A 13175-nucleotide genomic window follows, 5' to 3' on the forward strand; every position below is an offset into this window, starting at 1 on the left:
ACAAGCTAAATGGCATGGCATTCTAGTGAACAATATAAAGGAAGTTTTCTGTTCAGAAAGCATAAACTGCTATACAATATTAGAAGAATGACAGAGAAAAAGGAGAGAGTTTTGTGGAAGTGAAAATGGCAGATTTACCAGGGATCGGAAAGAAAATGTCGTTTTTAACGGCCGAAGGAAGCATGGTAGTGCTCGTAACACATCATACTGGTAAACGGGAATTGTACTTTTTTCAAGATCCGGATGAAGACGAGGCGGATTTTTCCATGGAACTTACGTCAGATGAAACCCGTGAATTAGGTGCCCAGCTTCTTGGTGCTGTTTTTCAGCCAGTTGACAGCGATAAAATGAAATTGTTCAAAAGCAAAATTGTAGTGGAATGGATTAGTTTAAAAGAAGGAAGCCCCTTTGCTGGAAAAACCATTGGAGAAGCAGAAGTAAGAAAAAAAACGGGTGTATCTATCGTCGGTATTTTTCGAAATGATGAAGTTATCGCAAGTCCGGGAGTGAAGGAAACCCTCCAAGTTGGAGATACCGTTATGGTTGTTGGGAAAAGCAGCCAGATTTCGGATTTTGAAGAATTAGCAGAGGGGGAGGCGAACTAAAGAGTGGAAGCTCATGTGCCAGAATTATTTGCGGCAGGGCTTATTCTTCTAGCGATGTTTGCCATCGGATTTATTGGCTTGAGGTCGAAAATTCCTGATGTCATATTATTTATTATTGTAGGTATCGCAGTAGGCGGCCTGTTAGCCGATTCTGAAATTTTATATTTTGCTGGAGAAATCGGAATTGTACTTTTATTTTTCATGCTGGGAATGGAATTTCCGATCAAGCAGCTGGCAGGAATTGCAAAGAGAGTGACGCCTGCTGGTACGCTTGATCTGTTTTTAAATTTTGTATTGTCTGTGATGATTTGTGTGTTGCTTGGCCTGGATGCATTATCTGCTCTGTTTATTGGAGGAGTATTATATGCAACGAGTTCATCGATCACGATGAAAATGATGGAGAACACGAAACGAACGGCTAATCCAGAATCGGAATTTATTCTCGGTGTACTTATTTTTGAGGATTTAGCAGCTCCAATTATGGTAGCAGTTCTGGCTGGTCTAAGTGCTGGTGAAGGTTTGAATGGATTTGAATTTTCATGGCTGCTTGGAAAAGTGGTTCTTCTTATCGTTTTTGCCGTTATCTTAGGCCGATTGGTATTTTTAAAACTTTCTAGATTTATAGAACGTAATGCCGGGTCAGACATTTTTCATTTACTTATTATTGGAATTGCTTTTACTTATAGCGGACTTGCCATTTATTTGGAATTATCAGAAGTACTAGGGGCGTTTCTTGCCGGTATTATGCTGGCTGAATCAAAGAAAAGCAGCAAGATGGAGCCGCTCGTATTACCGGTTCGCGAATTAACCTTGCCGCTGTTTTTTCTTTGGTTCGGCACCCAAATAGATATTGGAAACGGGATATCTTGGCCCTTGCTGTTAACGGTGCTTTTAATTTGGTCTGTATTGGCTAAGCTGCTTGTTGGAATGGCCGGTGGCAGGATGTATGGTTTGTCTGCTAGAGTGTCTTTTCGAGCAGGGCTGTCTTTTACGCAAAGAGGCGAGTTCTCCATTATTATTGCTAGTCTTGCAGCAGCAGAAATTATGGCTTTCAGCAGTATGTTTATTTTATTATCAACGTGCATTGGTATATTGTTATTTCTTTATGCGCCGTATTTAACGACAAAAGTGTATGGTAAGAAAAAGAAACCCGAGAAAGTAAAAGTCCCGGGTACCTAAATATAATCTTTATAAAAATTCATCGGCAGGTAATTGACATATGCATGCTTATGACGTTATATTCTACCATGTACTAATAGAATAGATATGTAAAAGTAACCTCGTTAGGTGAGGCTCCTGTACGGAGAAACGCTGCTGCCCAAAAATGTCCAAAGACGCCAATGGGTCAACAGAAACCATCGATATAAGGTGGTTTTTAATGCAGCTGGGCTTTGGCCCTATGCCGTGCAGTGCTAAAGCTCTACGAATGGGGCTGTGTTTTGTATTGCATTTGTCAAAGAGAGCACGCCTTCATTCACAGGAGGGCGTGCTTTTAGTATTTCAAAGAAGTCTTTTATCACCTTAAAGTCAGTCAAAACATTTTATATAAAAGTGAGGTGAGGGGATTTGGATAGTTGTCCATATAGCAGGATGGGCTGGCTGGGATTACAACGTTTAGATTTTGGCAATAGAATAAGGAGAGGTCCATTTCCCCTGCGTCTCACTTGGCTGACGTAGAGAGAAAAAGGATCTCTCCAGATGGAGGGATTGACCGTGGTTGAGTTAAACGAGAGTACAAGAGATGAATATATGGATCACATTATAAAAGCGGCGATGCAAAATGATATAGAAGAATTTCGCCACTTGTTTTTAGAGCTGCATCCGGCTGATCAAACCGATGTGTTTCTTCATTTAGAAGAGCTGGAAAGAAAGCGGATATATGAATTTTTAAGCCCGGAGGAGTTCGCTGAAATATTTGAAGGCTTAGAAGTCGACGAACAAAAGAATATTGCGCTTGAGCTGAATGATCATTATGCTGCCGAAGTATTTAATAATATGTACGCTGATGATGTAGCAGACTTTCTTAGTGAACTGCAGCAAGAAAATGTGTCGGATATTTTAAAATCGATGGATGATGAAGATGCCGATGATGTAAGAGAGCTGCTTGCTTATGAAGAGGAAACAGCCGGCGCTATCATGACAAAAGAATTCATATCGATTAAAGCCTATGATACAGTAGGTGATGTTATCGAATTATTACGTCAAGAAGGACCTGATGCAGAAACGATTTACTACTTGTATGTTGTAGACGAAAAGGAGCGTTTGGCCGGGGTTACTTCGATCCGTGACTTAATCACTTCTATTTCTACAGAAAAAATAGAAAATATTATGAGCACCCGTGTCGTGTCTGTTCACGAAAAAACCGACCAAGAAGAAGTAGCTCAGCTCATTCAAAAATATGATTTTCTTGCTGCACCGGTTGTAAATGATGATAATACACTGCTTGGGATTGTAACAGTAGACGATGTATTAGACGTTATAGAAGAAGAAGCAACAGAGGATTTAGGAGAAATTACAGCAGCGAGAGGGTCAACTGATGTAACCTTAACATCGTTTCAAGCTGCCAAAAAAAGAGCCCCTTGGATTATTTTGCTTATGTTTTTTGGCTTGGTTACAGCAGAAGTGATCGGCAGATTTGAAGAGACATTAGAAACAGTCGTACTTTTGGCTGCGTTTATTCCGATGATTATGGGATCAGCTGGAAACACAGGAACACAATCTTTGGCGGTATCTGTTCGTGCTCTTGCGACAGGGACTCTAGAAAAGCGTGGATTGTGGAAAACGATTATCCGTGAGTTTTCTACCGGTTTACTGATCGGAATGATGTCTGGTGCCGTTATTGCATTGCTGCTTGCCATTTTTTATAGAGACCCGTTACTTGGAGGAATAGTTGGTGTTTCTATTGTGTTATCGCTTGGTATGGCAAGTGTGATTGGCACGACAATTCCCCTTGTAATTAATAAACTAAAATTAGATCCGGCTATTGCATCCGGTCCTTTTATTACAACGTTAAATGACCTTATTAGCTTAATGATTTATTTCACTGTTGCCACGTCTTTAATCCAATATTTATAAAAAATCAGCCGCGGACAAAATATATGTTCCGCGGCTGATTTTTTCATTTACAAGGTTTTGAGTCAGGGCGTACAATGAAAGTAGAAAGAGGAAAGGAGGAAGGGGAAATGGAAGAACAATTTGACTCTTTTTTCAAGCAAGAAGGACCCTTCTATCCAGTTCAGGGATTTAAAATGGACAGTTGGAAACGTGCTGTACAGGACGTTATTAATGAAGTAGCTGCTGACGTGTTAAAATACAAGCAAGAAGAACGGACGGCATTACTCCTTACTGACGTGTTTAAAGAAAAATGGCAGACGCTGTCGCCGCTCTGGTTTCGACATCATACTTCTTATTACTTGTGGCTCGTCCATGTCTCTGGTCTATTGCTCCCTTTCCTTGAGAAGGAACCGGGTGATATCGCTGGCTGGATTCAATACAGAGAATATCCAAAAGCATGGAGCCGTCAGCATTTTACAGTTCCTATCATTAAAGACAACGAATGTTTTACTATATATATTTTTGAGAAAAACGAGAAACTTCTAACAAAAGCAGCGGAAGCAATGGCTTTAAATGTACACTACAGCGAGGGTGAATCGCCTAAGTACCTGCAATTGCGTTCGATGGAAAATGGACGAACTGCATTCTACCGTATCACCCATACAGATAGGCGAAAGCAGGGTTGATGAGATGACAACCCTGCTTTTATTTATATACTATAAGAATGTTTAACTTTGTTAAAGGAACAAAGTATAAGCAATTCCACCAGCGGAGGTTTCTATTCCCTTTTTAATATAGAGTTAACAAGATGATGAGGTGAAAATTCATTTGCTGAAACCCATTTCATTAAGGTGCTCTTTGTAAATAGCTTTTCTGTAATCCTTTTGGTGTTATACCCGTTACGCTTGAGAGTTAACGTTTGGTCAGAAAGATCCAGAAGAAAGGTAAGTTTTGCCTGTAGTGCATCTTTTCCTTGCTTCACAATGCCTGCGTGTCCACAAAAAACCGCTTCGATGTCGTATTGGAGTATGGTTTGTAAAGATTGAATCATTTGCGGGACCGAATCTTCTCTCATTCCATAACGAAGCTGTTTCGCTAAAAATAAATCACCGGCAAACAACCATTTTCTCTTTGGATCATATAAACTGTAATGGTCGTCAGAATGGCCGGGGGAAGGAATCAGAAGCAGCCTTCCGTCACGATGATCTATATAAGTATCGTCGATAGAATGAGGAGTAAAAGGCTCCATATCTTTTCCCCATATCACTTTGCGGTATAAAGGCAAAGCAAACCCATGTTTCAAAATAGAAGCTGTTTTTTGTCCACTGTATACCTTTAAATGACTTTTTCGATGTAAATAGGAAGCATTTCCGCTGTGATCTTCATGATAATGGGTTAGAAAGGCTTTGTCAGGTTTTTTCTCCTCTACAAAGCGGTTTATATGTGCTCGTGCACGCGGAGGCCCTGTATCAATCATCACACCTTGATAAAAATATACGTGATAAAAAAAAGATTGGCTGCCTATTTCTATTTTTCCTCTAGCTGCTTCAAGTTCATCGTAATGTTTATTTGGTAAAACAGTATGCCGCACAATCATACAATGTCCCTCATTATTGGTTTATTGGGAAATACCAGGTGATTGCAAAAGACTTTTTAAGACCGAGCGGTTCGTTGCTATGTCCGCGAGTGTATAACGGTCAAGAACCTGCATATATGCCGTCAGCGCTTCTTGGAGCACCCCTTTTAAGCGGCATTGTCCTGTTAGTACGCAGGTGCTCTTCTCAGGATCAAAGCATTCCACTAAATTGAGATTATCCTCTGTTTGCCGAACGACCCAGCCAATATTAATTTCTTCCGGCGTTTTGGCTAACCGTATTCCCCCGTTTCTTCCTTTAATGGACTGAATAAGCCCGAGTTTCACTAATTCATGACCAACCTTTGTGAGATGATTATAAGAAATCTGGTAAGCTGCTGCAATTTCTTTGATGCTCGAAAGCTTAGGGTGATCAACGGCTGCCAGATAAATTAACATACGTAAAGTAAAATCTGTATAAGACGTTAGTTGCATGGGAAACGCTCCATCTATAATAAATTTTAATAACTATATATTATCATATTTTCACCAAATAGACATAAGTAGACGCTTAAATATGCATTTTAAATACTTATTTTATGATAAGATAAACATGTATTATAAATGCATATTTAAGTTAGGGGGACGTTTCGATGAGTCAAAGTAAAACAGCTTTGCATCCAAAAACAATTGAAACAGTGAAAGCTACTGCTCCGATTTTAGAAGCAAGGGGAGAGGAAATTACAACTCACTTTTATAAGAGAATGTTTGAAAGAAACCCTGAGCTGTTAAACGTATTCAACCAAACGAACCAAAAAAAAGGGCGGCAGCCGCAGGCGCTGGCAAATTCTGTATTAGCTGCGGCAAAAAATATTGATCAGTTAGAAAACATACTGCCTGTTGTAAAACAAATTGCCCATAAACACCGCAGTCTTCAAATTAAACCGGAACAGTATCCTATTGTAGGAGAAAACCTGCTTGCTGCTATGAAAGAAGTATTAGGTGATGCAGCGACAGATGATGTCCTTAGCGCTTGGGAAGAAGCATACGGTGTCATTGCTGATGTGTTTATTTCCGTAGAACAAAAAATGTATGAAGAAGCTGCCCAGCAGTCCGGCGGATGGGATGGATTCCGTGCATTTACGGTCGATAAAAAAGTACCCGAAAGCGATGTTATTACTTCCTTTTATCTTCGCCCGAGAGACGGCGGCAGTCTTCCATCGTTTGAACCTGGGCAATATATAACTGTCAAAGCTGAAATCCCAGGAGAAGAGTTTCTGCATCTTAGACAGTATTCTTTATCTGATGCGCCCAACAAAGATTATTTCCGAATTAGTGTAAAGCGGGAAGAAGGATCAGACTTGCTTCCTGAAGGGATCGTGTCTCATTATCTTCATCGTTCAGTCAACGAAGGGGACGTGCTTGAATTAACTGCTCCAGCGGGGGATTTTTATCTGCAGCCTTCAGACCGGCCGGTTGTTCTTATCAGCGGCGGGGTTGGACTTACTCCATTAATGAGCATGTTTAATACGCTTGTCGACGAAAACAGACGACCTGTTACATTTATTCAAGCGGCTCAAAGCAGCGCACACCACGCTATGCATGCTGCTACAGCCAAAGCTGCTGGTGAATGTGACAACGTATCATATCATGTATGCTACGATGTTGTAACAGAAGAAGATAATGCGGATCCTTATATACAAAAACAAGGCCGTATTGATAAAGAATGGCTTGCGTCACTTTTGCCTAAAGAAGAAGCAGATTATTATTTCTGCGGTCCGTTTCCTTTTCTTCAAGCTGTTAATCAGATGTTGAAGAATGACTTCAACATCTCAGAAGAACGCATGCATTTTGAATTCTTCGGACCAGCTGCGGATTTAGAAACCAATTAAATTTTTGTCCCCCCTTTTTTGTTTGACATGCCAATAATTAGGGAAATCTAGTCACAGACATAGAAAGGGGGGGCGGTATGAAATACTTTTGGAAACGGTTTCTTCTTATCCCGCCTATTGTGGCGATGATTTATGGCATGTTTAAACCACTTCCTAAAGGGTTAGCGATGAGAGGAAAAAAGCGTAAAGCAAAAGATTTACAATTTTTGTATAACCTTTGGTATGAAAATAAAGAACCTGTTTGGGAAAATGATTTGTACCTTAAAATATTAAAAATGATTGAAGAAGCAGAATCCTTTATTGTTCTCGATCAGTTTTTGTTTAATGATTATCATTGCCATGAAATAGAATATCCAAAGGTTGCAAAAAGTGTAACCGAAGCTTTAGTGGAGAAAAAGAAAGCATACCCCGATATGAAGATTATGTTTATTACAGATCCGGTTAATACGGCGTATGGCACTCATAAATCTCCTCACTTAAGCAGGCTTAAAAACAATGGGATTGAAGTAGTCATGACGAACTTACGCAAAATTCGTGATTCAAACCCTCTAGTAGCAGGTTTTTGGAGAACTTATTTTCAATGGTTTGGAACAAAAGGTTATGGATGGCTTCCCCATGCTATGAGTAAAAAACAGCCGTCTTTAACACTGCGAACGTATTTGAAAATGCTGAATTTAAAAGCAAACCACCGAAAAGTAATATATACAGATCGCGAAGCGTTGATCTCCTCTTTTAACCCCCATGATGCTAGTGCTTATTTTAATAATATCGGATTTGCTGTAAAAGGAGATATTATAGATGACGGTCTAGAATCTGAACAAGCAGTAGCCGCATTTAGTGGAGGCTCCATTTTACCGCAGCGGACAAAAAGGATGAAAAGCAGAGCTTCTCCAAAACATGAAGATGCCGCAATTCAGCTTCTCACAGAAGGCCAGACGCGAAAAGAAGCCTTAAAGTTAATTAACAAAACAAAAGCAGGAAGCAAAATACACTTGGCCATTTTATACCTTTCGGATACAAAGATTATTAAAGCACTGCTTAAAGCTCATAAAAGAGGAGCTGCTATTAAAATCATTTTTGATCAAAACATGGAAGCGTTCGGTCAGCGTAAAAATGGTATTCCTAACAAACCGGTAGCTTACGAGCTTATGAAAAATAAAAAAGAAAATCTTGACATTCGCTGGTATGAAACAAAAGGGGAACAATTTCATACAAAGCTGATGCTGATTGAAGAAGATCATAAAATATTTGCTCTTGGCGGTTCTGCTAATTTCACGCGAAGAAACTTAAAAAATTATAATCTAGATGCCAGCGTACTTGTAGAAGGAACAAAAGATACGCCTGCTTTAAGAGACGCACAACTATTTTTTGACCGACTTTGGTTTAATAAGGATGCGTATTATACATTTCCTTATGAAGCTAGAAAAAATGCATCATTGTGGCTTAAATGTTTGTATTATCTTCAAAAAATAACGAATACATCTACCTATTAATTTAGAACAGAAAGACTGCTTTGTTAGCGAAGCAGTCTTTTTTAGGTGTTTTTTATTGCTGTTTCCCGAGACAGTAATGGTAGTCCTTCCTTTTCTCGGCGACAAAGCTTAGCTTTTGCTTTTACTTATGTAAAAGATAAAAGTATAAGTAAAACTACGACTTTCGCTATTTGGCGGTAAGCTAAGTTTTTCTAATTATTAATTCTATTTTAATTTTTAACATGAACTAAATTGTTTGTTTTTGTACAAAAGCTGGAAAAGATGCGTTGGGTCTGGTAGCAAATTATTTTTTGCTATTAATGCAGAGTGTTTTTAATGGCTAATAGATTAACGAAACGTTTACATGAAAGATGAGTTTTATTCATACCAAGTTAAAAAATGTCTTCTACAATTAAAATCATATACTTCATTGCATTTTTTCATAAAGGAATGCGAGAAACAAGGAGGACATTAAATGAAAAAACTTAAATGGATGGTACTTGCTTCACTAACATCTCTGGTATTAGCAGGATGCGGCGATAATGAGGGAGCATCTGGAGAAGAAGCGAATATATCTGGAACACTCAGTTTCTACACATCACAACCTGATGAAGACGCTAATGCGTTAGTATCTGCGTTTAATGAACAGTATCCGGAAGTGGAAGTCGATATTTTTCGCTCTGGTACAGAAGAAGTGATTAGTAAAGTGCAAGCTGAAAATCAGGCTGGTGATATTCAAGCTGATGTCATGCTGGTGGCGGATGCTGTAACATTTGAAAGTTTAAAAGAACAAGAGCTGCTGTTACCTTACGACTCTGAAGAATCAGAAGGCATTTCAGAAGAATTCATTGATCCGGAGAATACATATTATGGAACAAAAATTATGGCAACGATTCTAGCTGTAAATACAAACGAAGTCGATTCTATTCCGAATTCCTGGGACGTTCTCGCCTCAGAAGAAGCTCATGAAAAAGCAATAATGCCAAGCCCGTTATATTCCGGCGCTGCTGCTTATAATGTTGGGGTAATGAGCCGAAAAGATGGGTTCGGCTGGAAATATTTTGAGAATCTAAAAGAAAACGGTATGACAGTCGTCCAAGGCAATGGAGGAGTACTTCAAGAAGTAGCAGCCGGGGAAAAGTCGTATGGAATGGTTGTTGATTTTATCGTTGCCAGAGCTAAAGCAGAAGGTTCTCCTATTGAGCTGGTTTATCCTTCAGAAGGTGTACCTGTTATTACCGAACCAATTGGAATAATGGAGGAGACAGATAACGAAGAAGCGGCAAAGGCTTTTGTAGACTTTGTGCTGTCTGAAAAGGGACAGGAAGTTTCTGCAGAATTTGGATATACACCTATTAAAGAAGGAATTGAGGTGCCGGAAGGATTAAAAAGCATAAATGAATTTGATGTTCTTTCCCACGACGTTGCAGAATTGCTGGAAACGCGGGAAGAGGACAAACAGAAATTTGAACAAATCGCAGACGAATAATAGATTATAAATTGAGGAGATATTCTATGGACCAGCAAGTACATCCGAAAAGAGGAAAGGACGTGATTACATCCTCCTCTTTTTCCTCAAATACTATTTTAAATCGAAAGGTAATCACTGCTGTATCGTTATTAATATTACTTATATTTTTTATTTTACCTGTGCTTCGTCTGCTTGCATTAAGTTTTACAGACGAAACAGGTGCCACACTCAGTCATTACAGCCACATATTATCAGAACGAAGAACGTGGCTTGTCTTGAAGAATACCTTTTTTATGGTACTTGGATCCACTATATTCTCGATTACTTTAGGGGTGATGCTGGCAAGTTTGGTAACGTATAGCGATATTAGGGCGAAACGTTTCATTCATATTTTTGTATTGCTGCCTTTTATTATCCCATCTTATATAGTGACCCTTTCTTGGACTCAATTAATGAGCTCAAATGGCTGGATTGCTAATATTCTTCAGTTATTCCCAGGGAAGCTAGAACCTTTAGATTTATATAGTTTAGAAGGAATGATTTTTATACTTGGTTTATCACATTATCCGTTAGTCTATCTGTTTACGATTGGAGTTTTAAAAAAAATACCACGTGAATTAGAATGGGCTTCTCGATCCTCTGGTGCAAGCAGGTTGTCAACATTGCGCAAAGTGACGTTTCCGTTAGCTATGCCAGGTATAGCGGGGGGCGGCCTTTTGGCTTTTTTGGCAAACCTTGATAATTTTGGTATACCTGCTTTTTTAGGGATACCGGCTAACATTCCGGTGTTAAGTACGGCCATTTATCAAGAAGTAGTAAATATAGGTCCGCTAGCGTTTTCAAGAGCAGCAACATTATCCGTTATATTAGGCGGAACCGCCATTATAGGAACCCTTTTACAGTGGCTGTTTATCAGAAAATCAAAGCAGATGGAAACGCCGCGTGAAGACCGAAAACCTCGTTTTTTCTTTGGAAGGTATCGTGTATGGGTGGAAACATTATTATGGATATTTCTTTTATTTATTAGCTTTGTTCCTTTATTTTCGATGCTTTCTTCTTCTTTAACACGTACGTATGGGCTTGACTTGTCATGGGAAAATATAACGCTGAACCACTACAAGTTTGTGCTTTTTGAAAATGATAAAGTACAAGCTGCCATGACAAACAGTTTGATGCTAGCTCTAATTACGGCTGTTACTGCGCTTGTAATAGGGACCATAATCGCATACGTTCGGATCAATAAGCCTTCTTCTTTTATGCGGTTTTTGGAAGTGGTCATTGGCATTCCTTATGCTCTTCCAGGGGTTGTCTTAGCTCTTGCTATGATTTTTGCTTGGATGGAACCTCTTCCTGGGTGGAATCCAGGAATTTATGGAAGTATTTGGATCTTAATCATTGCCTATGTTACCCGATTTATGATTTTGCAAGTCAGAGGAAGTGTAACGGCCTTTATGCAAGTAGACCGTTCAATGGAAGAAGCATCTCACATTTTTGGAGCAAAGGGATATACCAAGTGGAGGAAAATCATGACACCGCTCATTCTGCCGGGAGTTACGGGCGGAGCATTTTTAGTATTTATCACTGCTCTAACCGAACTTACGGTCTCTTCTTTACTTTGGTCTTCTGGCAGCGAAACGATCGGGCTAGTTATTTTTAATTTTGAACAGGCAGGCTATACAACACATTCTACGGCGTTTTCTTCCGTTGTTGTTTTCTTGTTATTAATGGGGATTGGTTTAATGATTGGTTTACAAAACCTTTGGAATAAGAAGGTGAAAAACGTATGAGTACTAAGATACTGGGAGTGACAAAAAAATTCGGCAGCACGACTGCCATTTCTTCAATTGAAGCCGAAATGAAAGAAGGGGAATTCATTGCTATACTAGGTCCTTCTGGATGCGGGAAAACAACTCTTCTGCGATTACTTGCAGGCTTTGAATCTCCTAGCGAGGGGCAAATAGAAATGAACAACCAGCAGGTAGCTTCTCCTACTCATTTGATTCCACCCGATAAAAGAAATATAGGAATGGTTTTTCAATCTTTTGCCTTGTGGCCTCATTTAACAGTGAAAGAACAAGTTCGTTTTCCTCTTCAACATCATAAGTTTGTACCTAAAGAGCTAAAAGCCAATAAAGAAGCTCGTATAAAAGAAGTGCTGGAAATGGTGAACTTATGTGGATATGAAGATCGAATGCCTCATGAGTTATCTGGCGGACAAAAACAGAGGGTTGCTCTAGCACGGGCTATCGCGGCAAAACCTACACTTCTCTTAATGGATGAACCATTAAGCAGTTTGGATGCTGAATTGCGGATGGAGATGAGAAAAGAAATTCAAAAGATCCATCGTCTCACTCAAACGTCCGTTATTTATGTGACACATGATCAAGGCGAGGCATTAGCCATGGCTGATCGAATTATTGTGATGAAGGATGGGACAATTGAACAAATCGGGAAACCGGAAACTGTTTATCGTTTTCCACAAACCGAATTTGTAGCCTCCTTTGTAGGAAAAGCCAATTTAGTCCGTGGTTTTTGGAAAAACGGAGAGTTTCATCCTAATGGCAGCGAAATGGTTGCTTGGGATAAAAAAGATATTTCTCCTTACTTTATGAAAAAAAATATCATGCCGGTCCGGCCAGAAGAATTAAGTCTTAGTAAAAAGGGAAACGGAATACCAGGTTATGTGGAAAATGTGCAATTTCAAGGAAAAGACCTTCATTATACTGTCCTTGTAGGAGAGGATCAGTGGACGATTCATAGTCCGGTTGATGAATTATTTCACCCTGGAGATCAAGTCATCATTTCTCTTACGGAAAACAGATGGAGTGCCTATCAAGGTGGACAAAAGCTTATCTTTTCTTCCTGATAAACAGACAGCAATAGCTGCAATGGTTTAAGAACAAGTTAGGAGCACTGCACTCAGGAACTCTTAACAATATTTTTTAAACCTGTTGGAAACGATAATTTTCCAACGAGTTTTGTACCTTTAGAAAAATTTTAATAGGAACGAGTAATGGAATGACTATTATCGGTGAAACAGGGTATGGTGAAGGGTCCAGCTGTTAAGTCCCGAAAAAACCCTGTTGGGATGGAGCATCTCAACAGGGT

General features: G+C 39.4%; 11 protein-coding genes and 1 riboswitch. Of the genes, 9 read left to right on the forward strand and 2 right to left on the reverse strand.

Annotated elements, in window-relative coordinates; translation table 11 throughout:
• Positions 1–113: 113 nt before the first annotated feature.
• The 4 genes from FZF09_RS07620 to FZF09_RS07635 all read left to right on the forward strand — a co-directional run bounded on the left by FZF09_RS07620 (position 114) and on the right by FZF09_RS07635 (position 4345).
• Complete coding sequence (locus FZF09_RS07620) at positions 114–605, forward strand: cation:proton antiporter regulatory subunit (protein WP_158735999.1); 492 nt, start codon at positions 114–116, stop codon at positions 603–605.
• A gap of 3 nt (positions 606–608) precedes the next feature.
• Complete coding sequence (locus tag FZF09_RS07625) at positions 609–1784, forward strand: cation:proton antiporter (protein WP_233269437.1); 1176 nt, start codon at positions 609–611, stop codon at positions 1782–1784.
• A 93-nt stretch (positions 1785–1877) separates the two neighbouring features.
• Positions 1878–2043, forward strand: a riboswitch (M-box (ykoK) riboswitch).
• A gap of 275 nt (positions 2044–2318) precedes the next feature.
• On the forward strand, positions 2319–3680 hold the full coding sequence (gene mgtE / locus FZF09_RS07630) for a magnesium transporter (protein WP_158736000.1): 1362 nt from the start codon (positions 2319–2321) through the stop codon (positions 3678–3680).
• A gap of 107 nt (positions 3681–3787) precedes the next feature.
• Positions 3788–4345 carry a hypothetical protein gene (locus tag FZF09_RS07635; protein ID WP_158736001.1) on the forward strand — a complete coding sequence of 186 codons (558 nt, stop codon included), beginning with the start codon at positions 3788–3790 and terminating at the stop codon, positions 4343–4345.
• Positions 4346–4437: 92 nt separating this feature from the next.
• Here the strand turns inward: FZF09_RS07635 and FZF09_RS07640 are convergent, their stop codons facing one another.
• Together FZF09_RS07640 and FZF09_RS07645 are read right to left on the reverse strand one after the other, a co-directional pair.
• Entirely contained in the window at positions 4438–5256 is an 819-nt protein-coding gene (locus tag FZF09_RS07640) for an MBL fold metallo-hydrolase (protein ID WP_158736002.1), read from the reverse strand.
• Positions 5257–5277: 21 nt separating this feature from the next.
• Positions 5278–5727 carry an RrF2 family transcriptional regulator gene (locus FZF09_RS07645; protein ID WP_158736003.1) on the reverse strand — a complete coding sequence of 150 codons (450 nt, stop codon included), beginning with the start codon at positions 5725–5727 and terminating at the stop codon, positions 5278–5280.
• Between the two features lie 158 nt (positions 5728–5885).
• Between FZF09_RS07645 and hmpA the strand changes: the two genes are divergently transcribed.
• The 5 genes from hmpA (at position 5886) to FZF09_RS07670 (ending at position 12933) form a co-directional block, all read left to right on the forward strand.
• Entirely contained in the window at positions 5886–7124 is a 1239-nt protein-coding gene (gene hmpA / locus FZF09_RS07650) for an NO-inducible flavohemoprotein (RefSeq protein ID WP_158736004.1), read from the forward strand.
• A 77-nt stretch (positions 7125–7201) separates the two neighbouring features.
• Complete coding sequence (locus FZF09_RS07655) at positions 7202–8617, forward strand: phospholipase D family protein (protein ID WP_158736005.1); 1416 nt, start codon at positions 7202–7204, stop codon at positions 8615–8617.
• A gap of 454 nt (positions 8618–9071) precedes the next feature.
• Entirely contained in the window at positions 9072–10085 is a 1014-nt protein-coding gene (locus FZF09_RS07660) for an ABC transporter substrate-binding protein (protein ID WP_158736006.1), read from the forward strand.
• A gap of 26 nt (positions 10086–10111) precedes the next feature.
• Positions 10112–11854, forward strand: coding sequence for an ABC transporter permease (locus FZF09_RS07665; RefSeq protein WP_158736007.1), 1743 nt, complete (start codon positions 10112–10114; stop codon positions 11852–11854).
• Complete coding sequence (locus tag FZF09_RS07670; protein WP_158736008.1) at positions 11851–12933, forward strand: ABC transporter ATP-binding protein; 1083 nt, start codon at positions 11851–11853, stop codon at positions 12931–12933. The genes FZF09_RS07665 and FZF09_RS07670 overlap by 4 nt, the downstream gene beginning before the upstream one ends.
• The last annotated feature ends 242 nt before the right edge of the window (positions 12934–13175 follow it).

The organism is Alteribacillus sp. YIM 98480 (genome assembly GCF_009765375.1).
Classification (GTDB): domain Bacteria; phylum Bacillota; class Bacilli; order Bacillales; family Marinococcaceae; genus Alteribacillus.

What these genes read in the sequence shown, in the direction of transcription:
- FZF09_RS07635 (WP_158736001.1), top strand. Translation starts at nt 3,788, where the DNA reads ATGGAAGAACAATTTGACTCTTTTTTCAAGCAAGAAGGACCCTTCTAT.
- FZF09_RS07640 (WP_158736002.1), bottom strand. Translation starts at nt 5,256, where the DNA reads ATGATTGTGCGGCATACTGTTTTACCAAATAAACATTACGATGAACTT.
- FZF09_RS07645 (WP_158736003.1), bottom strand. Translation starts at nt 5,727, where the DNA reads ATGCAACTAACGTCTTATACAGATTTTACTTTACGTATGTTAATTTAT.
- hmpA (WP_158736004.1), top strand. Translation starts at nt 5,886, where the DNA reads ATGAGTCAAAGTAAAACAGCTTTGCATCCAAAAACAATTGAAACAGTG.
- FZF09_RS07655 (WP_158736005.1), top strand. Translation starts at nt 7,202, where the DNA reads ATGAAATACTTTTGGAAACGGTTTCTTCTTATCCCGCCTATTGTGGCG.
- FZF09_RS07660 (WP_158736006.1), top strand. Translation starts at nt 9,072, where the DNA reads ATGAAAAAACTTAAATGGATGGTACTTGCTTCACTAACATCTCTGGTA.
- FZF09_RS07665 (WP_158736007.1), top strand. Translation starts at nt 10,112, where the DNA reads ATGGACCAGCAAGTACATCCGAAAAGAGGAAAGGACGTGATTACATCC.
- FZF09_RS07670 (WP_158736008.1), top strand. Translation starts at nt 11,851, where the DNA reads ATGAGTACTAAGATACTGGGAGTGACAAAAAAATTCGGCAGCACGACT.